Genomic DNA, 17545 nt, shown 5'->3' with positions numbered 1-17545 from the left:
TGAGGCATCAATCCGCTGCCTTGAGGGTTTTCTCTTGGACAAGCAGCATGGAGCGATAGGCGGTTTCCACGAACAGGTCATAAGCCTCCAGATAGAGGTACGAACTGCTGGTTTTGAGTCCATTGTCCGCGTTGCACTTCACGTCAAGCGCCAACCCTTGCAACGAAGCAACTTTCTGCGCGGCGGGAAAGGACTCACCGACTGAACATTCAAAGGTCTGCTCGAAAGGCTTGCCCTCACTGCTCACAAAGCTCTTGCTGTAGCCGATGGCGCTACCTGGCTTGAGGTTTTGCCAATCCCCCTTCAAATCGATCCGCATAAGACGGCTTGTTCGCTCGGCTGGAACCTTTGGCTCAGCGCTACTCGCCGAGGCAAGCTCGATCAGGCCGCGCCAGCGAACGCTGAGCTTTTCGCTGCCCAATGCGCCCATGGCCTGCTCGCGCCAGATGCCGCGAGCCGGGCCTGGCTGCAAATAGAGATCCATAGGGGTGTTCTTGACCACGGCGCCCGGCGCCATGGGCGAAGTGGCGTCATAGGTAAATTGCAGGTGACTGAGCGTGCGGGTCGGGTGTCCTTGGGGCAATGCGCTGACTTGTGCCAGCAACGCTGACGGTATTTCTGGTGTAGGCATGTCCGGCGGTAGTTTCTTGCGCAGTGCGCCCACTGTGTCGAGTTTTGCCAGCTTGGCGGGTTCGGCGCAAACAGCGCCAACCAAGCGCGTACGTTGCTTCGCATTCAAAGCGCTGTCGAGCGGCTGCAGGGGCGGCAACAGGCCTTGGTTGCTCATGCGATAGACCTGGCGGGTGTTGGCCTGCTGTGTAGAGCAATTGATCTCGACGCGCTCAAGCTGACGGTCGTAGGTCTTGCTTGCCTCCAGGCGCAGGCGAGCAAAGTCGATGCCTGCCCATATCGAGCGTCGAGCATTGTCCAGGTCCAGGCTGCCGGAGTCGACCATTAAGATGTCTTCACCATCGCCAGGAAGCTGCCTCCATCCGCCGTCCTCCACTGCTTGGCACATTTGCTGAGCCGTGGTGCGTGCTGGTTGCTGCGGGTCCGCCGGCAACACGAAAGGCTTGTACCAGCCTTCTGCCTGGCGATAGTCCATCGCTAACATCAGGGCCTCGCAATTGGCGAAGAGTCGCGCCTGGGTGGCCGGCTGGGTGCCCGCGGCGGGCACGTCGACCATCAGCACTGCGGTGGGCCCCATTCGCAAGGTGTTATCCAAAGGCAGGGGCTGGGCCAGTACACGGGCCGTCATGGCCAGGTTCTGCGCGTCGCGTTCGGCAGCGACGCGTTTGTTGTGCTCGGCGATTTTATCGGATCGAGACGCACAGCCCACCAGGGCCGAGGCGCAGAGGGCAGCCAGCAGCGTGGCGGTCGATATTCTGGATAGATGAAGCATGAACGTCCTTGATCAGTGTGGAGTCAGTCAACTGCGTCGGGGGAGGTCCATCGGTGCCATCCTGGCCGAGCGCTTTCAGGGGGGCGCAGATTAAGAGGTTTACCTGCGTTTGGCCAGTGACGGATTCTCTCCACCGAGGGCCAGCCATTCAGCTAGATAGCCAGGTATTAACGACCCGCCGGTCCAGCTCCTCCCAGTCCGCCATGCCCAACACTCGCGTGGTATTCAGGCCGCGTAGATAACCGCGCAGTTGATTCGCCGTGTCCCGGTTGAGTTGCGGGTCGGCTTCGGTGTCGCCCAGCAGCACGGTTTCGTACGGGACCAGATACTCCGCCACCCGTTCCCGGAAGTCGGGCAAAACCGCACCGCGAATCAGATCAAATGTTCTCATCAGATACCTCATAGGTTTTTTCAGGGCTTGCAACTATTGCCATCAGTAATAGTGACCATTACGAAATGCAAGTTCTGCTTTGCCGGCGTTCATTGGAGAATCAGCCCCATCGAAACGCAGCCCAACACCGCAGGACCTGAAACATGCGCCCCTTATTTTTCCTTGCCCTGGCTTTGCCCCCGTTGTTGCTGGCCGGATGTGCCTCGGCTCCGAACGATCCGACCCTGACCTTGCAGACCAGCAAGACGCCGGCCGAATACGCCGAATGCGTCGTACCGAAATTGCAGGACCGCGCGCTGAATCCGACGGTCTCGCAGACCCAGCGCAGCTATCGCATCGTCGTGCCGAGCAAAGTGGCGGCGGACAACGTGCTGGAAGCCTACAAGGCGGGTAGCGGCGGCAAGGTGTTCGTCTATGAGCGGCATTTGCTGGCTTCCAACTTCCTGCCTTCGAATTTTGAGCGCGCCGCCCAGGATTGCATCTGACCGGTCCGTAAACGCTTTTCTCCGTGCTCCTTTGGTTGGCCGCAACCAACCAATTCCCTTGCCCCGCACCGTATTCGGTCGCGGGGCTTTTTTTGTCCGGCGCGCCTTGCGTATCGTGATGTGAGAGGATGGCGCATTCGACGCCACCCTCGACAAAAAGGACCGAGATGAACCTGTTCCCAGCGCACTCCGTGCCATTCCTCCTGACGTTCGCTGCCCTGTGCGCCCCGGTGCACGCCGCGACGTGGCAAATCTGCGACATGCAATTGCGGGTCACTGAGGTGGTGAAGCAGCCGTTCCCCGGTCTCCGCGCCCAGGTTCTGAAAACCAGCCCTGCCTCGCCCGACGTGGAATGTCCGGAAGAGGGTGCGGTGATCAGTTTCATCCCGGAAACCGCTGACTACCAGGCCACGCTTGCCCGGCGCAAATGGCCTGTAAAAGGCCAGGCGATCCGGATCAAATACCGCTACCTGGACGGCATCTGCAAAGGCGACGGCAACGAACATCCTTGTCGTATCGAGCATTATCCTTTCGTGGCCCAATGATCAGCCTTGGCCGGCGTTCGCCTCGGCTTCGATCGCAGCCCTGACGCTGGGGCGCGTCTCGATCCGAGCCATATACAACGCCAGCGCCGGCCAATGCTCGATGTCGATGGCGAAAAACGGCAGCCATTTGAGCACCGTGAACAAATACGCGTCGGCAAGGCCGAAATCCCCCTGCAAATAGCTGTGTTGTTCGAGAGCGCCGGCCAGGTAATCAAGCCGCTTGAACAGCTTCTGCTTGAAGATGGCCTTGGTCGTTTCCGGGATCTCGGCGTTGAACAGCGGGGCACAGCCGCCATGGATTTCCGAGCTGATGAAGTTCAGCCGTTCCTGCAACCGAACCCGCTCCCAGGTGCCATTGGCCGGTGCCAAGTGATTGCCCGGAACCTGAACGGCCAGGTACTGGACGATGGCGGGACCTTCGGTCAGCACTTCACCGTTATCCAGCATCAGCGCCGCGACGTAGCCCTTGGGATTGATGGCAAGAAAGTCCTGCCCGCCGACGGTTCGCTTGGTCTTGTTGTCGACGCGGATCAGCTCGAAGGCAATGCCCAGCTCCCGCAGCACGATGTGCGGGGACAATGAACAGGTCATGGGCGCGAAATACAATTTCATGGGATTTTCCTGATGGCGTTGAGTGCCGCTGAGGATCGGCGCGAACCGGAAGATTTTCAAAGGACATTTCGAGTGCTAGCGTATGACAAAATCTCATGAGCAACGTTGACCTCCATGGCCGTAAAAATCCCCTCACTCAACGGCCTGAAGGCGTTCGAATCAGCCGCGCGCCACATGAGCTTCACCCAGGCTGCCCTCGAGTTGAATGTCACCCAGACAGCGATCAGTCATCAGATCCGGCGGCTGGAGGACGAACTGGGCGTGCGCCTGTTCCTGCGGTTCAAGGACGGCCTCGCATTGACCGATGAAGGTCGCGCCTATTTCCCAGGCGTTCGTTCGGCATTCCATGAGTTGCGTCATTGCACCGAAACCTTGTTGGATTCGGTCCATGACAGTGCGCTGACGGTGAGTACCCTGGTGTCCTTCGCATCAAAATGGCTGCTGCCTAGATTGGCCTCGTTCCAGGAGGCCTATCCCAACATCGATGTACGTGTCTCGGCTTCCACCGACCTGGTGGATTTTCGCAAGGTTGGAATCGACGCGGCCATTCGTTACGGCTCCGGAGATTGGAAGGGCCTGCGCGCTGACTGGCTAATGTCCGATGAGGTTTTTCCAGTGTGCAGTCCGAAGCTGCTGGTGGGACCCAATGCGCTGAAGGCGCCCGGCGATCTGACCCATCACACCTTGTTGCAGGTCAGTGGCATGACGCGGGACGATTGGAGCCTCTGGCTGGGGGCCGCCGGCCAACCGAGCGCCTTGGCCGAAGGCTCACGGTTGACCTTCGACCTGGCGATGATGGCCGTGCAGGCGGCCATCGACGGCTTGGGCGTTTGTATCGGCCGCTCGACCTACGTCGACGACGATCTGAAGGCGGGTCGACTGGTCGCGCCGTTTGCCCTGAGGTTGAAGTCCGATCTCGGTTTCTATCTGGTGACACCCATCGAAGCAGCCCACTCGAAAAAGGTCGAGGCGTTCAGGGCCTGGTTGATCGATTCGATCAGGGGGGCAAACACACCGGGTACTCTGTTGCTGGATTAAACGTCCATCCTACTGCGGCGGACGTTGCGGCAACGCCGAGTTGCCGAACGTATTGCCCATGCGAATCCGCGTGGCCGACTGGTTGTACAGACCCAGCTTGTTCGGCGCTCGCTGCTCTATCGGCACGTTCAACGCTTCCTGGTTCTTGCGCGCTGCCGCCGTACCCTTCGGGTTGGCCATCTGTTCGCTCAGGCATTCGTAGGACAGCGCCTTGTACCCGTTTACCTCGACATTGATGCATCCCTCATTCGCCGGCTCGGCGGCTTGGGCCCACAAGGGAAGGGCAGCAAGCAGCAGCGCGTATACACGACAGTCCATGGCGAAGCTCCTTTTCCAACGGTAGAAGCCTGAATCTACCTCGTATTGGAGCAAGGTATGACGATGTTTTTTTTGCAGCGCCAGTCACACAAACGACATGTACACGTCTCATGATGCGCCAACGCAGGGCGTCGACACGCCGTTCGGGCCGGAAGATGTCTATGTCAAGAGAAGCGCTGAGCAGGTGCTGCCTCGCGCCCACGGTACTGTTCCTGTTGCTCCATGCATTGATGCCGCAACGCGACGCGTGGTCTGCCACGCCTGCGCCCCACGAGGCGGGCGACAGGCTGGCGCGTTCTGTCGAGTTTGCGATACCCGCCCAGGAAATGACCGTCGCCCTTGACCTGTACAGCAGAGCCAGCGGGATGGCGATCCTGGTGGATCGTCAATTGGCACATGGGCGACGGTCGACCGCGGTGCACGGGCGTCTGAATGCCCGCCAGGCGTTGGAGCAATTGCTGGCCGGTAGCGGCTTGGCGGCGCTCTATACCGGTGCGGATGCTTTTACCGTGAAAAAGGCAGAGCTACCCAGCCGTGCCGGTGCGTCTTCGCGCAACGGTGGTTCCACGGTGCGCGAGGACAATTTTGCCCGTGCATTGCAGGTCGCGTTGGAGCAGGCGCTTTGCCGTTCTGCGGTGACGCGTCCGGGCCATTATCGAGCGGCGCTACAGCTGTGGGTCGGAGGATCGGGCGAGGTGCGCAAGAGTCGCTTGCTGGCGTCCACCGGTGACGCCCGGCGTGATGCGGCGATTATCGAGGGGCTGAGTAAGTTGGATATCGGCCGTGCCCCGCCGTCTTCGTTGCCGCAGCCGGTGACGGTGCTGGTGGTGCCGGGCGCCGCTTCGGCAGGCACGGAATGCAACCCATGGGAAGGAGCGGTAGAGCCATGACGGAAAAGGAGCAGAGCACCATGCTCAAGGTGTTCCTGGCTTCCTATGATGTGTTTCGCGCACGCTTGCGCCGGCGTCTGGGCTCCGATGACCTGGCCAACGACGTATTGCACGAAACCTATCTTCGGGTAGACCGCATGGAACCGCCGGCAGATGTGCAGAAGCCGGGCGCCTACCTGTTCCGCATGGCCCTGAACATCGCGGCTGACCGTCGTGCGCAGGATGCACGCTTGCTCACCGGCACTGAAATCGAAGAACTGATGCAAACCGCCGACGAACATCAGGACCCGGCGGTGATCGTCGGTGGCCAGATTGAAATTCGCGCGCTGATGCAGGCGCTGACCGAGCTTGCGCCCCGGCGCCGGCAAATATTGATGGCATCACGCATGGAGCAGACACCGCATCAGGAGATCGCCCAGCGATTTGGCATCTCCACCCGGATGGTCGAGAAGGAACTCAAGGCTGCGCTGCAATACTGTGCCGATCGCCTGGAAAGAAAAGTGATTCAGCGGTTCGGTCCCGGCGCGGGAAAACAGTCTTAGGTAATAAGGCGCTCGTCGCGCATTCCTTCTTGAGTCATTTCACGTTTGAAAAACATGTCTATAAGCGCATCTGAATCGGCCACTGCCACGGCTAACCAGCTCCGGGAAGAAGCGTTCCATTGGCTGGTGCGCTTGACTTCAGGGCACGCCACCCACGCCGACGCCGAGGCTTTTCGGCGCTGGAGTGCGCAAAGTTCCGAGCACGCCCGTGCCTTTTTCCTGGCCCGCCAGTTGTGGCAGGCCATGGCGCCCGCGGAGCAGAAGTTCCGCCAGGAGCAGGCGGCAAAGGTCGTCAGCCACCCGCGGCGTTTCGGACGCCGGGCATTTCTCGGCGGCGCGATTGCCGCGTCGGTTGCGGTGCTGGTCGCGCGTCCGTCACTGCTGGATGGCTGGCCCATGGGCGCGGATTTTCATACCGGTGTCGGCGAGCAACGCCACGTCGACCTGACGCAGGGCGTGGTGCTTGAACTCAATACCCAGACGCGCATCAGCCAGCGCAGCGAGGCCCTTGGTGACGCCGCCATCGAAGTACTGAGCGGTGAAGTGGAAATCCAGGCCAGCACGGCGTTGCGTGTGCTTGCCGGCAATGGCGAGTTGTTCGCCGATGGCGCGCGGTTCAATGTGCGGGCCACCGAGGGTAGCGTGTGCGTGACGTGCCTGGAGGGCCGCTTGCAACTGAAACATCAGGGGCGGCGCGTGAGCCTGGAGCAGGGCCGACAATTGACCTATACCGCGCAGCGACAAGGCCAACCCACCTCTTTCGATACCCAGCAAGTCATGGCTTGGCGTCAACAGTTGCTGGTGTTCAACGATGCCCCCCTCGCGAGCGTGATCGATGAGATCAACCGCTACCGTCCCGGCATGATCGTGCTGATGAACGCTGAGCTCGGGCGGCGCAAGGTTCAGGCGCGCTTCAGCCTGGCGCAACTGGCGAATGTCGCCGTACTGATTCGCGATGCCTACGGCGCCACCATCACCGAGCTACCGGGCGGCGTGGTGCTGGTCAGCTAGGCGTTTTCATTCCAGTGGGCTGCTATTGAAGCGGTGCCAGCACCTGGCGGTAGCGCTCGGTGCCGTGTGCCGTGCGACGGCTGAAGCTGATTTCCAGACCCGCCGGATTTTCCTCCTTGCTGCCAGTCAGATGGCGCCAGCCCCGGTCGGCGCGCCATACACGCACATCAACGCGCTCAAGCTCACTCAACACCGCGACACGCTCCTTGGGCGCGGGGAGGGGATAGCGTGACCGGGCGACGCCCGAGGCACGGAAAAGCGTGCCGTTTTCAATCCACCATCTCACCCGTTGCATCTTGCCGTCCTGGTCCGCCGCGGCGCGTATCAATTCCAACTGCAAAGGGTCGCTGTCGCTGCTGCGAATGCTGATCGCGGCAGGCGCCGAGGGGCGGGTGGCGGTGGGTTCATCGGGCGGTGGCGGCTCGGCCAGTTCAGTGGTGGCTCGCAGGGCGAAGTCACGCTGCAGCTGGTTGAATGCGCGCATCAGTTGCGCGTGCTGTTCGGCGCTGTCCTGCAGGTGGGCGTCGGCGCGGGTCACACCGTCGAGCCCGCGCCAGGCGATCAGGCTGACGATGGTCATCAGCAGGATGGCGACCATCACTTCAATCAGCGTGAAGCCGTTCTGCCGGACCATCAATGCACCTCGATGCGGCCAGCCGCCGTGCGCGTCACCGATACGCTGGCCTGGTTGCTGGACAGAATGACTTGCAGGGGCGGGGCAATCCATTCGGCATCGAGCACCAGCGTTTTCCCTGGGTGGATGCGCACCTGCACCGGTCCCGCGCTCCAGTGCCTGGGGCGCAGTTGCGGGTCGTTGATGAACTCCCGATCCTGTGCGCCGACAGCATCCAGCCGCACGAAACGGTAACCCTGGCTGTCGGCGACCCAGGCGATGCGACGACCATCGCTGCGCGCTTCGGCCTGGGCGGTTTCCAGCAGCAAGGCCAGGCGCTTGGCATCTTCGCGCAGGCCGCTGGCAGCGTCGGCGTGGATATTCAAGCTGATGGCGGCGCTGGCGATGCCGATGATCACCAGCACGACCATCAATTCGATCAGCGTGAAGCCGCGTTGTCGGTGTCGCCATTCATTCATGGTCGCTACGCCTTTCGCTGGGGTGAATTTGCAATAAAACCGTGAGAAAGCGCTGGTAGCCTGAAGCACTGGACGTCACGGAGGATCCGCTCATGCGCCATTTCCATCGCCTCGATCCGGCCACGCTGGTCCAGGCTGTCGCCGTATTGGCCAGCGTGGCGGGGCTTGTCACCTGGGGCTTCTTGCTCAACGATTCGGCGCCCGTGCAAGCCCAGGCCAATAGCGAACCCTTGCCGCCCTTGGCAGCCACTGGCCAAGCCGCGGCGCAATGGTTCGCCAGTTCCCCGCAGAACCTGGAGATCAAGCTCAGTGGCCTGCTGGCCGGACCCCATGGCGCGGTGGCAATTCTCAGCATCGAGGACTCGCCGCCGCGGGCTTTTCGTGCGGGTGAGCGATTGGGCGAAGGTGTGCGACTGCGCGGAATCGAGGCTGATGCCGTGGTCATCGAGCGGGCCGGCGTTGAATCTCGCCTGTCGATGGCTCGTCTGCCGGTGCCGGTGGCGCTGCCGTCGTTGCGCTGATTCATGGCGGGGTGACAGGGCGGCTGAGCAGCGTTTCCAGGCGCGCCAGCGGCGGTCCGTCATGTTCACGTTCATGCACCAGCACTTTCACGCTCAGCAGGTCGCCACTGCGGGTTACCTGCTGCTCGCAGCTGAGTTTCAAGCGCCCTTGATCACAGCGTTGCATGGCGCTGCCCTTATCTGTGGCCCCGCGCAGACGCAATTCGGCCAGGCTGTTCTGGGCCGCCAACAGCGCCATCGAGCGATCCCGCAACAGCGCGTTGCTCTGGCTCATTTGTGCACTGGCGCGAACAGCCGCTGACATCGCCACCGCCACGATCAGCAGCGCCACCAATACTTCGATCAGGGTAAAGCCGCGTTGCCGGGGTACCTGTCGGGTCATGGCAATGAGCATCGTCGGGGAAATGTGCTTCAGCCTAATGCCCGCGTTTGACGGATTGCTGACCAAAGCTCCTGAGGATTTTTTATACCAGTGACATATGCCGCTGGAACAATCCGCAGCGAATGGAAACCTCAACCAGCGCCAGAATGCGGCGCCAGCCAAGGAGTGTCGAGATGGGTGTCGCATCGTCTGGCCGTCCCACACGTGGCCCTCGCCGGCAGCAAGGTTTTACCCTGATCGAGATCATGGTCGTGGTGGTCATCCTCGGCATCCTTGCCGCCATGGTCGTGCCGAAGGTGCTTGATCGCCCGGACCAGGCCAGGGCCACGGCGGCCCGCCAGGATGTTGCGGGGCTGATGCAGGCACTCAAGCTGTTCCGTCTCGACCAAGGGCGCTACCCGACCATGAACGAAGGGCTCAAGGCCCTGGCGGAAAAACCCGCCAACGCCACCAGCGCCAATTGGCGCGCGTACCTGGAACGGCTGCCCAAGGACCCGTGGGGCCGCGCCTACAACTACCTCAATCCGGGCACTAACGGTGAGGTCGATGTGTTTTCCCTCGGCGCCGATGGGCAGCCCGACGGCGAAGGTGTCAACGCTGATATCGGCTCCTGGCAGCTCTAGTCGTGAATCGCTCAGCCCAGCGTGGCATGGCGGTGATCAGCGCCTTGCTGGTGGCGACCGTGGTCGCGGTGATCGCCGCTGGCATGATCGCCCGACAGGTCCAGGTGACTCGTAGCGTGGAAAGCGAAAGCCAGCGGGTGCGGGGCGCCTGGCTGTCCAATGGCGTATTGGAATGGACCCGCCAGGCGCTCTGGCAGCAACGCTTGCGCGAGCCCATGACGCGCTTGGACCAGACGTGGGCGCAGCCCTTGCGCGGGGTGCGCCTGGACGCTGAAAGCGGGGTGTTCGACGGCCATATCAGCGATGAGCAAAGCAAGTTCAACCTGCGCAACCTGATCCTCGACGGCCAACTCGACACACTGGAAGTTGCCGTATTCGAACGTCTGTGCGCCGAGCTGGGCGTGCCCGTGGCCCAGGGCAACCGTATCGTCCAACGCGTGGTGGAGGCCTACCCCAAGCGCTTGCGTCCACCGCCGCCAGTCTCCGGCGCGGCACCCGGGTTCGACAGCGGTCGCCTGACATCGCCGGACGCCGAAAGCCAGCCGCTGCCCGCCACGCGGCCGATGTTGCGCGGTCTCGATGACCTGGCCGGCCTGCCCGGGATCGACCTCGCTGCCCTTGAGCGCCTGCGCCCCTATGTCACGGTGCTGCCGGCGCCCACTTGGGTGAATGGCAATACCACCACGGCCCAGGTCTTGGCCGCGCGAGTGCCCGGCATGAGCGTGGCGCAGGCGCAGGCGCTGATTGCCGAGCGTGACCGCGGCCAGTGGTTCATCAACAGCGGGGATTTCCTCAACCGCTTGCGCGTGCCGCAGATGAGCACCGAGCAGCTGCGCCTGGGCATTACCAGCGAGTGGTTTCTATTGCGGGGACAGGCCACGGTCGAACAACGCCGCTTCGGTGTCGAAGCGTTGTTTTATCGCAGCGAGCAGAGCAGGCCGCAAGTGGTCTGGTCGCGGGTGGGCGCATGAGCACCTTGCTACGGATAGCGCTGGCGCCGCTTGCCCAGTTGACGGCCGACAGCCCGTTGGACTTCGCCTGGCTCGATCGCAAGGGCGCGCTGGTCGAACAAGGGCGGCAATCCCTGCGCGAGCTGAGCGGCGCGGCCCAAGGCAAAGCCCTGGAGCTCTGCTTGCATCCTCAAGACACGTTGCTTGCCTGCATCGAATTGCCGCCACTGGCACCGGCGCGCCTTGGCGATGCCGTGCGCTGTGCGGCAGACAACCTCCTGCTGGGCTGCGACGATACCGTGCACCTGGTGCATGGGCCTCGTGATGCGTGCGGCCAGGTTCAACTGGCCTGGTTCGAGCGTGCGGCCCTGTTGGGTCTTTTGCAATTATTGCAGGGGCTCAAGTTGCAGCCGCGTGGTGTGTACGCGGCGCCTTGTTTTCTGCCGCTGGCTGAGCCGGGCACATGCACGGCGGCAAGCGTGGAAGGTCATTTGCTGGTCCGTGAGGATCTCCAGCGCGCCTGGGTGCATCCCATGATGCAAGAAGGCGCCGAACAGTTGCGCGAACGGACGGTGCGTTGGGTCGGCGAGGGGCCGGAGTCCGTCGACCCATGGCCGGACGAGCAGCGCTGGCTCGGTCCGGTTCCCGCCTGGAACCTACTGAACGGGATCGAACAAAACGTCCGGGGCAATCAGCGCTGGGGCCGCGCGGTCGGCTGTTGCGCGGTGGCGGCGTTGATCTGGACCCTTGGCCTCAACCTGTACGCGATGCGGTTGGCCGGCGAGGGCCAGGCAATCAAGGGACAGATGACCAGCCGGGTCCAGCAGGCTTTTCCTGAACTGCCGGTGATTCTCAATCCCTTGCAGCAGGCTCGCCAGCAACGCGATGCCCGGCGCAATGGCGCGTTGGCCGAAGGTCCGGTCAGCTTCGCCGCCTTGGTGCAGCAGGCGGCTGGGCAGTTGCCGTTCATGGCGGGCGCGGTCGACAAACTCGACTTCGATGGCAGCGAACTGCACCTGACCCCGCGCACGCCTGCCCGCAAACCACCCGCCGATAGCAACTGGCAAACCAGCCTGGCGCAAGCGGGCATAGCGGCCGATCTTGCAAATGGGCAATGGACGCTGAAGCGTTTGCCAGCGCAGGCCGCGGCAGCGCCCGTTGCGGGAGGCACGGATGAATAGCCTGGCACGTTATCGCGCCCGCTGGCAGGCGCAGCGAGCCAGCGCTCAGCAGTTCTGGCAACGCAGCAGCGCCCGGGATAAACGCATCTTGCGGATCGCCGCGCTGGTGTTGCCCGTGGTGGTGCTGTGGTACGGCCTGATCCAGCCGCCACTGCAACGCATCGACCATTGGCAAGCCGAACTGCCGCGCCTGCGTTCCCAGGCGGCAGCGCTGGATGGGGTGCTGGACGAGGTGCAGGGAGCCGGCGTGGTGCCCGGCGCGATCACGCCACAGCTGGTGAAAGAGCGTTTGGATGGCATCGGCCTGGCCGGCGCCTACGACCTGGAGCACCGGGTCGAGGCCGACGCCACAACCTGGCGGCTGACCCTCGACAACGCGCCCGCCGATGCCTTGTTGAACTGGTTATTGGACGACGCACCGAGGCTCGGCCTGCAGGTGCGCGACGCTCATTTGCAACGGGCAACCTCGCAAAGCACTGAGACGGCCGCGCGGATTTCCGGGGTCGTTGGCATGGAACAGGCGCCCGGCGCTAAGGAATCCTCATGAAGCGGTTTGGTACGTATGCGTCAACAATTCCCTTGGCGCTGTTGCTCAGTGCCTGCAGCCAATTTGGCAGCGAGCAGGCGCAGCCCATTCCCGCTCAAAGTGAGCTGGGCCAGCCGCTCGCACAGACCGGCAGCGGTGACGCGCTGGTCGAGCGCCAGCGCGTGCAAGCACAGGCAGAGCAACGACGCCAGGTCACGCGCAAGGCATCGTCGCGCCCGACCCTCCGTCCGCTCGATGCCGGCCCGACTGGCAACGGACTGGGCAATCAACCGGTGCAGTTGAATTTCGTCGAGGCCGATATTCCCGCCGTGGTGCGTGCGCTGTCACGCGCCACCGGTCGCCAGTTCCTGGTGGACCCACGTGTCAAAGGCCAGTTGACCTTGGTGTCCGAAGGCGAGGTGCCGGCCCGCACGGCCTATGACATGTTGCTCGCGGCCCTGCGCATGCAGGGTTTTGCCGTGGTCGAAGTGGAAGGCGTCAGCCAGGTGGTCCCGGAAGCCGACGCCAAGTTGCTGGGCGGGCCGGTGGGGGACGCCGATCGTGCGGCAGGCAACGGCATGATCACCCGGACCTTTCGCTTGCAATACGAAAACGCCGTCAACCTGATCCCGGCACTGCGGCCCATCGTATCGGCCAACAACCCCATCAATGCCTACCCCGGCAATAACACGGTGGTGGTCACCGACTATGCGGAAAACCTCAACCGGGTGGCGCAGATCATCGCCAACATCGACATACCCGGCGCCATCGACACCGATGTCGTCCCCGTGCAGAACGGCATTGCCGTCGACATTGCGACGATGGTGTCCGAGTTGCTCGACGTGCAGGGCGCCGATGCGACGCAAAAGGTGTCGGTGATCGGCGACCCTCGATCCAACAGCATCATCCTGCGCACCGGCAGCCCCGAACGCACCGAGCTGGCCCGGCAGCTGATCTACAAGCTCGACAATGCCCAGAACAACCCGAGCAATCTCCACGTGGTGTACCTGCGCAACGCCCAGGCAAACAAGCTGGCGCAAGCCTTGCGTGGCTTGCTCACCGGTGAAGGAGAAATGGCCGGTGCGTCCACCGACAGCGCACGGAACCTGTTGAACGGCGGTGGCCTGGGTGGCCCAGCGGGCAGCAGTACGAGCGGAAACGGCAATAATTCGTCGAGTACTACCGGCAGCAGTTCGCAAACCAACAATGGGCAGAGTGCAGGGCTGCAGATGTCGAGCGGCCAGGGCAGCCATCAGGCAGGCGAAGGCGCAGTGGCGTTTTCCGCCAACGGCGTCACCGTGCAGGCCGATACCACCACCAACACCTTGTTGATTTCCGCGCCCGACCCGCTGTATCGCAACCTGCGCGAAGTCATCGATCTGCTCGACCAGCGCCGCGCGCAAGTGGTGATCGAAAGCCTGATCGTCGAGGTCAGCGAAGACGATGCGAGTGCGTTCGGCATCCAGTGGCAAGCTGGCGATCTGGCGGGCAACGGCTGGATCGGTGGCGCCAACCTGGGCGGTGCTGGTATCAATACCTCGGCCAGGAACAGCATTGATGCACTGCCCGGAGGCCTGAGCATCGGCAAGGTGTCGGGCACGGTGAATATTCCCGGCATCGGCCAGGTGCTCGATTTGAAGGTGCTGGCCCGCGCCCTGAAGAGCAAGGGCGGAACCAACGTGTTGTCCACGCCTAACCTGCTGACGCTGGACAACGAAGCGGCGAGCATTTTCGTAGGGCAGACCATCCCGTTTGTCACCGGCAACTACGTGACCAACGGTGGCGGCAACAGCAACAACCCGTTCCAGACCATCGAGCGGGAGGAAGTCGGGCTGCGCCTGAACGTGCGCCCGCAGATTTCCGAGGGGGGCACGGTCAAGCTGGACATCTACCAGGAAGTCAGCAGCGTGGACCCGCGCGCTTCCAGCGACGCCGGCACGGTGACCAACAAGCGCGCCATCGACACCAGCATCCTGCTCGACGACGGACAAATCATGGTGTTGGGTGGCTTGTTGCAAGATGGCTTCACCGAAAGCTCCGACGCGATTCCGGGTCTGGGCAGCATCCCGGGCATTGGCGCGCTGTTTCGCAGCGACAGCCGCTCGCGGACCAAGACCAACCTGATGGTCTTTCTGCGGCCCTACATCATTCGCGACAGTAACGTCGGCCGCAGCATTACCCTTAATCGCTACGATTTTATCCGCCGTGCCCAGGGCAATCTGCAGCCAGCGCACAAATGGCCGCTCACCGATATGCAGGCACCGCAGTTGCCGCCGGCCGCCCAGGCGATGCCGCTCAATCCGTCACCCCGTCAGCCGATACCGCTCAATCAGCCACCCCGAGCGATGCGCGCCGTGCCGCTGGAACCAGGTGGGCAGCCATGAGCCCCTCCCTGCAAACCGGTGCGGGCGCGTTGCCCTATGCGTGGGCCAAGGCGCAGCGGCTCCTCCTCAAGGCAGGTGAGGAGGGCAACGTGTTGCTGGTCAGTGCCGCGACGCCGGGCTGGGCCATCAACGAGGTACGCCGGCGTTATGGTCCCACTGCGTTGCAACGGATACGCGATGAAGAGCTCGAAGCGCTGTTGACCAGCGCTTATGCCGACACCGGCAGCGCCGCGGCGATCGTCGGCGCGGCGGAAAACGAAGTCGACCTTGATCGCCTGATGCAGGACATCCCGGAAGTCACCGACTTGCTGGACAGCGAAGGTGGCGCGCCGGTCATCCGCATGATCAACGCATTGCTGACCCAGGCCGCGCGGGATGAGGCCAGCGATATTCATATCGAACCGTTCGAAAGCCATTCCGTGGTGCGTTATCGCGTCGATGGAGCCCTGCGCGATGTGGTCGCGCCGCGCAAGGCCCTGCACGCGGCGCTGGTGTCGCGGATCAAGATCATGGCGCAATTGGACATCGCCGAAAAACGCTTGCCCCAGGACGGCCGCATCGCCCTGCGTGTTGCCGGACGGCCCATCGATGTGCGGGTGTCCACCGTGCCCACCGGCCACGGCGAGCGGGTGGTGATGCGCCTGCTGGACAAACAGGCCGGGCGCCTGCAATTGGAAACCCTGGGCATGGCGCCCGCGGTGCTGAGCCAACTGGATCAACTGATCCGCCAACCCCACGGCATCGTACTGGTCACCGGCCCCACCGGCAGCGGCAAGACCACCACGCTGTATGCCGCCCTGGCCCGCCTGGATGCCAGCACCAGCAATATCCTGACGGTGGAAGACCCGGTGGAATACGACTTGCCGGGCATCAGCCAGATCCAGGTCAACACGCGGATCGACATGAGCTTCGGCCTGGCGCTGCGGGCGATCCTGCGCCAGGACCCGGACGTGATCATGATCGGTGAAATCCGCGATCAGGAGACCGCGCAGATCGCAGTCCAGGCCTCGCTGACCGGACACCTGGTGTTGGCGACCTTGCATACCAACGATGCGGTGTCGGCGGTGACGCGGCTGACCGACATCGGCGTCGAGCCGTTCCTGTTGGCGTCGTCATTGCTCGGCGTCCTGGCGCAACGCCTGGTGCGTCGCCTGTGTCCGGCGTGCAAACAACCTGACGAAGCAGCGCCGGGCCAATGGCGTCCTCATGGTTGCCCGCGCTGCAACCACACCGGTTACAGCGGTCGTACCGGTATCCACGAACTCTTCGTGGTGGACGATGAAGTGCGGCGGTTGATCCATCAGGGTGAAGGCGAGCAGGCCTTGCGCACTTGTGCGCGACAGGCCGGCATGTTGAGCATGCGCGAGGACGGCGAACGCTGGGTGAGCAGTGGCTCCACCGCCCGCGAAGAAATCCTGCGCGTGACCCGGGACGCCTGATGAACCGCTACCGTTTCGAGGCCGCCGATGCCTCGGGGAACATCGAGCAAGGCGTGCTTGAGGCCGATAGCCAGCGCAGTGCCATGGGCGAACTGCGCGGCCGTGGGCTGACGCCGTTGCGCATCGACGAGCAGTTACACGTCAGCAGCGCCGGTGCCTCGGGCCTGTTCAGCGCAAAATTGTCGGACAGCGACCTGGCCTGGGCTACCCGTCAATTGGCGAGCCTGTTGGGCGCCAGTCTGCCGCTGGAAGCGGCCCTGTCGGCTACCGTCGACCAGGCCGAGAAACGCCACATCGCCGAAACCCTCGGCGCGGTGCGCGGCGATGTGCGCAACGGCATGCGCCTGGCCGATGCGTTGGCCGCGCGACCACGGGATTTTCCAGAGATCTACCGGGCGATGATTGCCGCTGGCGAGGAGTCTGGCGATCTCGCCCAGGTGATGGAGCGCCTGGCCGACTACATCGAAGAGCGCAACAACCTGCGGGGCAAGATCCTCACGGCGTTCATCTACCCAGCGGTGGTGGGCGTGGTGTCGATTGTCATCGTCATCTTCCTGCTGGGTTTCGTGGTGCCACAGGTGGTCAGCGCTTTTTCCCAGGCGCGCCAGGACTTGCCCACCCTGACCCGGGTGATGTTGCAGGCCAGCGACTTCCTGCGCGCCTGGGGTTGGGCCTGCTTTGCCGGGCTTGCCGGATGCTGGTGGGGATGGCGGCGCTATTTGCGTAACGCCGACGCACGCCTGGCCTGGCATAGCCGGGTGCTGCGGCTGCCGCTGATCGGCCGCTTCGTGCTGGGGGTCAATACCGCGCGTTTCGCCTCGACCCTGGCGATTCTTGGCAGCGCTGGCGTGCCGCTGTTGCGCGCCCTGGATGCGGCCGGGCAGACCCTGGCCAATGATCGCCTGGCCCATTGCGTGGCCGACGCCACCTTGCGGGTGCGCGAAGGCGTGGGCCTCGCCAATGCACTGCGGGTCGGCAAGGTGTTCCCGCCCATCCTGATTCACCTGATCGCCAGCGGTGAAAAAACCGGGGCCTTGCCGCCCATGCTCGAACGCGCCGCGCAAACCTTGTCGCGCGACATCGAGCGCCGGGCCATGGGCATGACGGCACTCCTGGAGCCGCTGATGATCGTGATCATGGGCGGGGTGGTGCTGACCATCGTCATGGCCGTGTTGCTACCGATCATCGAGATCAATCAGCTGGTGCAATGACA

21 protein-coding genes are annotated in these 17545 nt (G+C 63.2%); 14 read left to right on the top strand and 7 right to left on the bottom strand.

The genetic code is table 11. The features are described 5' to 3' along the window. Positions 1-7 precede the first annotated feature (7 nt). Together KSS97_RS16430 and KSS97_RS16425 are read right to left on the bottom strand one after the other, a co-directional pair. Positions 8-1402: a hypothetical protein gene (locus KSS97_RS16430; RefSeq protein ID WP_217859638.1), complete on the bottom strand. Its 1395-nt coding sequence runs from the start codon at positions 1400-1402 to the stop codon at positions 8-10. 148 nt (positions 1403-1550) lie between these two features. Beyond that, the gene (locus tag KSS97_RS16425) at positions 1551-1793 is read right to left on the bottom strand and encodes a hypothetical protein (RefSeq protein WP_033864527.1); all 243 of its coding nucleotides are present in this window, start codon (positions 1791-1793) and stop codon (positions 1551-1553) included. Positions 1794-1936: 143 nt separating this feature from the next. On the opposite strand from KSS97_RS16425, the gene KSS97_RS16420 reads away from it, so the two are divergent. Beyond that, the gene (locus tag KSS97_RS16420; protein ID WP_030140565.1) at positions 1937-2278 is read left to right on the top strand and encodes a hypothetical protein; all 342 of its coding nucleotides are present in this window, start codon (positions 1937-1939) and stop codon (positions 2276-2278) included. A gap of 167 nt (positions 2279-2445) precedes the next feature. Next, a complete protein-coding gene (locus tag KSS97_RS16415) occupies positions 2446-2823 on the top strand; it encodes a hypothetical protein (protein WP_217859637.1) in 378 nt (125 codons plus the stop codon). Here KSS97_RS16415 and gstA read toward each other — a convergent pair whose 3' ends face one another. Beyond that, on the bottom strand, positions 2824-3435 hold the full coding sequence (gstA, locus tag KSS97_RS16410) for a glutathione transferase GstA (protein ID WP_217859636.1): 612 nt from the start codon (positions 3433-3435) through the stop codon (positions 2824-2826). Between the two features lie 114 nt (positions 3436-3549). Between gstA and KSS97_RS16405 the strand changes: the two genes are divergently transcribed. Then, positions 3550-4473 (top strand): transcriptional regulator GcvA, encoded by a 924-nt coding sequence (locus KSS97_RS16405; RefSeq protein ID WP_217859635.1) that lies wholly within the window; start codon positions 3550-3552, stop codon positions 4471-4473. A 9-nt stretch (positions 4474-4482) separates the two neighbouring features. Here the strand turns inward: KSS97_RS16405 and KSS97_RS16400 are convergent, their stop codons facing one another. After that, a complete protein-coding gene (locus tag KSS97_RS16400; protein WP_217859634.1) occupies positions 4483-4791 on the bottom strand; it encodes a hypothetical protein in 309 nt (102 codons plus the stop codon). Positions 4792-4952: 161 nt separating this feature from the next. Between KSS97_RS16400 and KSS97_RS16395 the strand changes: the two genes are divergently transcribed. Genes KSS97_RS16395 through KSS97_RS16385 form a run of 3 tightly spaced genes read left to right on the top strand, consistent with a single transcriptional unit; the run spans position 4953 to position 7234 of the window. Further along, positions 4953-5681 (top strand): STN domain-containing protein, encoded by a 729-nt coding sequence (locus KSS97_RS16395; RefSeq protein ID WP_225936042.1) that lies wholly within the window; start codon positions 4953-4955, stop codon positions 5679-5681. Continuing rightward, a complete protein-coding gene (locus tag KSS97_RS16390) occupies positions 5678-6223 on the top strand; it encodes an RNA polymerase sigma factor (protein ID WP_217859633.1) in 546 nt (181 codons plus the stop codon). Before KSS97_RS16395 ends, KSS97_RS16390 begins: the two co-directional genes overlap by 4 nt. Positions 6224-6277: 54 nt before the next feature. Then, entirely contained in the window at positions 6278-7234 is a 957-nt protein-coding gene (locus tag KSS97_RS16385) for a FecR family protein (RefSeq protein WP_303651111.1), read from the top strand. 22 nt (positions 7235-7256) lie between these two features. Here the strand turns inward: KSS97_RS16385 and KSS97_RS16380 are convergent, their stop codons facing one another. After that, positions 7257-7868 (bottom strand): type II secretion system protein GspJ, encoded by a 612-nt coding sequence (locus KSS97_RS16380; protein WP_217859632.1) that lies wholly within the window; start codon positions 7866-7868, stop codon positions 7257-7259. After that, entirely contained in the window at positions 7868-8326 is a 459-nt protein-coding gene (gspH, locus tag KSS97_RS16375; protein WP_217859631.1) for a type II secretion system minor pseudopilin GspH, read from the bottom strand. The genes KSS97_RS16380 and gspH overlap by 1 nt, the downstream gene beginning before the upstream one ends. A 92-nt stretch (positions 8327-8418) precedes the next feature. On the opposite strand from gspH, the gene KSS97_RS16370 reads away from it, so the two are divergent. Then, complete coding sequence (locus KSS97_RS16370) at positions 8419-8847, top strand: type II secretion system protein N (protein WP_217859630.1); 429 nt, start codon at positions 8419-8421, stop codon at positions 8845-8847. 1 nt (position 8848) lies between these two features. On the opposite strand, the gene gspI is transcribed toward KSS97_RS16370, so the two are convergent. Continuing rightward, complete coding sequence (gspI, locus tag KSS97_RS16365) at positions 8849-9229, bottom strand: type II secretion system minor pseudopilin GspI (RefSeq protein ID WP_217859629.1); 381 nt, start codon at positions 9227-9229, stop codon at positions 8849-8851. A gap of 173 nt (positions 9230-9402) precedes the next feature. On the opposite strand from gspI, the gene gspG reads away from it, so the two are divergent. From gspG to gspF, 7 genes are read left to right on the top strand one after another with little or no spacing between them, the layout of a single operon-like run. Beyond that, complete coding sequence (gene gspG, locus KSS97_RS16360; RefSeq protein WP_198796767.1) at positions 9403-9852, top strand: type II secretion system major pseudopilin GspG; 450 nt, start codon at positions 9403-9405, stop codon at positions 9850-9852. Next, entirely contained in the window at positions 9840-10823 is a 984-nt protein-coding gene (gene gspK, locus KSS97_RS16355) for a type II secretion system minor pseudopilin GspK (RefSeq protein WP_438269639.1), read from the top strand. The genes gspG and gspK overlap by 13 nt, the downstream gene beginning before the upstream one ends. Then, positions 10820-11983, top strand: a complete 1164-nt coding sequence (gspL, locus tag KSS97_RS16350) for a type II secretion system protein GspL (protein ID WP_217859628.1) — start codon at positions 10820-10822, stop codon at positions 11981-11983. The genes gspK and gspL overlap by 4 nt, the downstream gene beginning before the upstream one ends. Then, positions 11976-12530, top strand: a complete 555-nt coding sequence (gspM, locus tag KSS97_RS16345; RefSeq protein ID WP_217859627.1) for a type II secretion system protein GspM — start codon at positions 11976-11978, stop codon at positions 12528-12530. The genes gspL and gspM overlap by 8 nt, the downstream gene beginning before the upstream one ends. After that, positions 12527-14893: a type II secretion system secretin GspD gene (gene gspD / locus KSS97_RS16340; protein WP_217859626.1), complete on the top strand. Its 2367-nt coding sequence runs from the start codon at positions 12527-12529 to the stop codon at positions 14891-14893. Before gspM ends, gspD begins: the two co-directional genes overlap by 4 nt. After that, positions 14890-16332 (top strand): type II secretion system ATPase GspE, encoded by a 1443-nt coding sequence (gene gspE, locus KSS97_RS16335; RefSeq protein ID WP_198796771.1) that lies wholly within the window; start codon positions 14890-14892, stop codon positions 16330-16332. The genes gspD and gspE overlap by 4 nt, the downstream gene beginning before the upstream one ends. Beyond that, complete coding sequence (gene gspF / locus KSS97_RS16330) at positions 16332-17543, top strand: type II secretion system inner membrane protein GspF (protein ID WP_198796772.1); 1212 nt, start codon at positions 16332-16334, stop codon at positions 17541-17543. The genes gspE and gspF overlap by 1 nt, the downstream gene beginning before the upstream one ends. Positions 17544-17545: the final 2 nt, after the last annotated feature.

The sequence above is a fragment of the Pseudomonas alvandae genome (genome assembly GCF_019141525.1).
Lineage (GTDB): Bacteria > Pseudomonadota > Gammaproteobacteria > Pseudomonadales > Pseudomonadaceae > Aquipseudomonas > Aquipseudomonas alvandae.
The sequence above is the reverse complement of the archived record's forward strand: the minus strand, read 5'-3'. Positions and strand labels throughout refer to the sequence as shown.

Excerpts from the sequence above, each read along its gene's own strand:
- gspI (WP_217859629.1), bottom strand. The coding sequence starts at position 9,229 with ATGACCCGACAGGTACCCCGGCAACGCGGCTTTACCCTGATCGAAGTA.
- KSS97_RS16405 (WP_217859635.1), top strand. The coding sequence starts at position 3,550 with ATGGCCGTAAAAATCCCCTCACTCAACGGCCTGAAGGCGTTCGAATCA.
- gspG (WP_198796767.1), top strand. The coding sequence starts at position 9,403 with ATGGGTGTCGCATCGTCTGGCCGTCCCACACGTGGCCCTCGCCGGCAG.
- gspL (WP_217859628.1), top strand. The coding sequence starts at position 10,820 with ATGAGCACCTTGCTACGGATAGCGCTGGCGCCGCTTGCCCAGTTGACG.
- KSS97_RS16395 (WP_225936042.1), top strand. The coding sequence starts at position 4,953 with ATGTCAAGAGAAGCGCTGAGCAGGTGCTGCCTCGCGCCCACGGTACTG.
- KSS97_RS16430 (WP_217859638.1), bottom strand. The coding sequence starts at position 1,402 with ATGCTTCATCTATCCAGAATATCGACCGCCACGCTGCTGGCTGCCCTC.
- KSS97_RS16420 (WP_030140565.1), top strand. The coding sequence starts at position 1,937 with ATGCGCCCCTTATTTTTCCTTGCCCTGGCTTTGCCCCCGTTGTTGCTG.
- gstA (WP_217859636.1), bottom strand. The coding sequence starts at position 3,435 with ATGAAATTGTATTTCGCGCCCATGACCTGTTCATTGTCCCCGCACATC.
- gspD (WP_217859626.1), top strand. The coding sequence starts at position 12,527 with ATGAAGCGGTTTGGTACGTATGCGTCAACAATTCCCTTGGCGCTGTTG.
- KSS97_RS16370 (WP_217859630.1), top strand. The coding sequence starts at position 8,419 with ATGCGCCATTTCCATCGCCTCGATCCGGCCACGCTGGTCCAGGCTGTC.
- gspM (WP_217859627.1), top strand. The coding sequence starts at position 11,976 with ATGAATAGCCTGGCACGTTATCGCGCCCGCTGGCAGGCGCAGCGAGCC.
- KSS97_RS16385 (WP_303651111.1), top strand. The coding sequence starts at position 6,278 with ATGTCTATAAGCGCATCTGAATCGGCCACTGCCACGGCTAACCAGCTC.
- gspE (WP_198796771.1), top strand. The coding sequence starts at position 14,890 with ATGAGCCCCTCCCTGCAAACCGGTGCGGGCGCGTTGCCCTATGCGTGG.
- KSS97_RS16425 (WP_033864527.1), bottom strand. The coding sequence starts at position 1,793 with ATGAGAACATTTGATCTGATTCGCGGTGCGGTTTTGCCCGACTTCCGG.
- KSS97_RS16380 (WP_217859632.1), bottom strand. The coding sequence starts at position 7,868 with ATGGTCCGGCAGAACGGCTTCACGCTGATTGAAGTGATGGTCGCCATC.
- KSS97_RS16390 (WP_217859633.1), top strand. The coding sequence starts at position 5,678 with ATGACGGAAAAGGAGCAGAGCACCATGCTCAAGGTGTTCCTGGCTTCC.
- gspH (WP_217859631.1), bottom strand. The coding sequence starts at position 8,326 with ATGAATGAATGGCGACACCGACAACGCGGCTTCACGCTGATCGAATTG.
- KSS97_RS16400 (WP_217859634.1), bottom strand. The coding sequence starts at position 4,791 with ATGGACTGTCGTGTATACGCGCTGCTGCTTGCTGCCCTTCCCTTGTGG.
- gspF (WP_198796772.1), top strand. The coding sequence starts at position 16,332 with ATGAACCGCTACCGTTTCGAGGCCGCCGATGCCTCGGGGAACATCGAG.
- KSS97_RS16415 (WP_217859637.1), top strand. The coding sequence starts at position 2,446 with ATGAACCTGTTCCCAGCGCACTCCGTGCCATTCCTCCTGACGTTCGCT.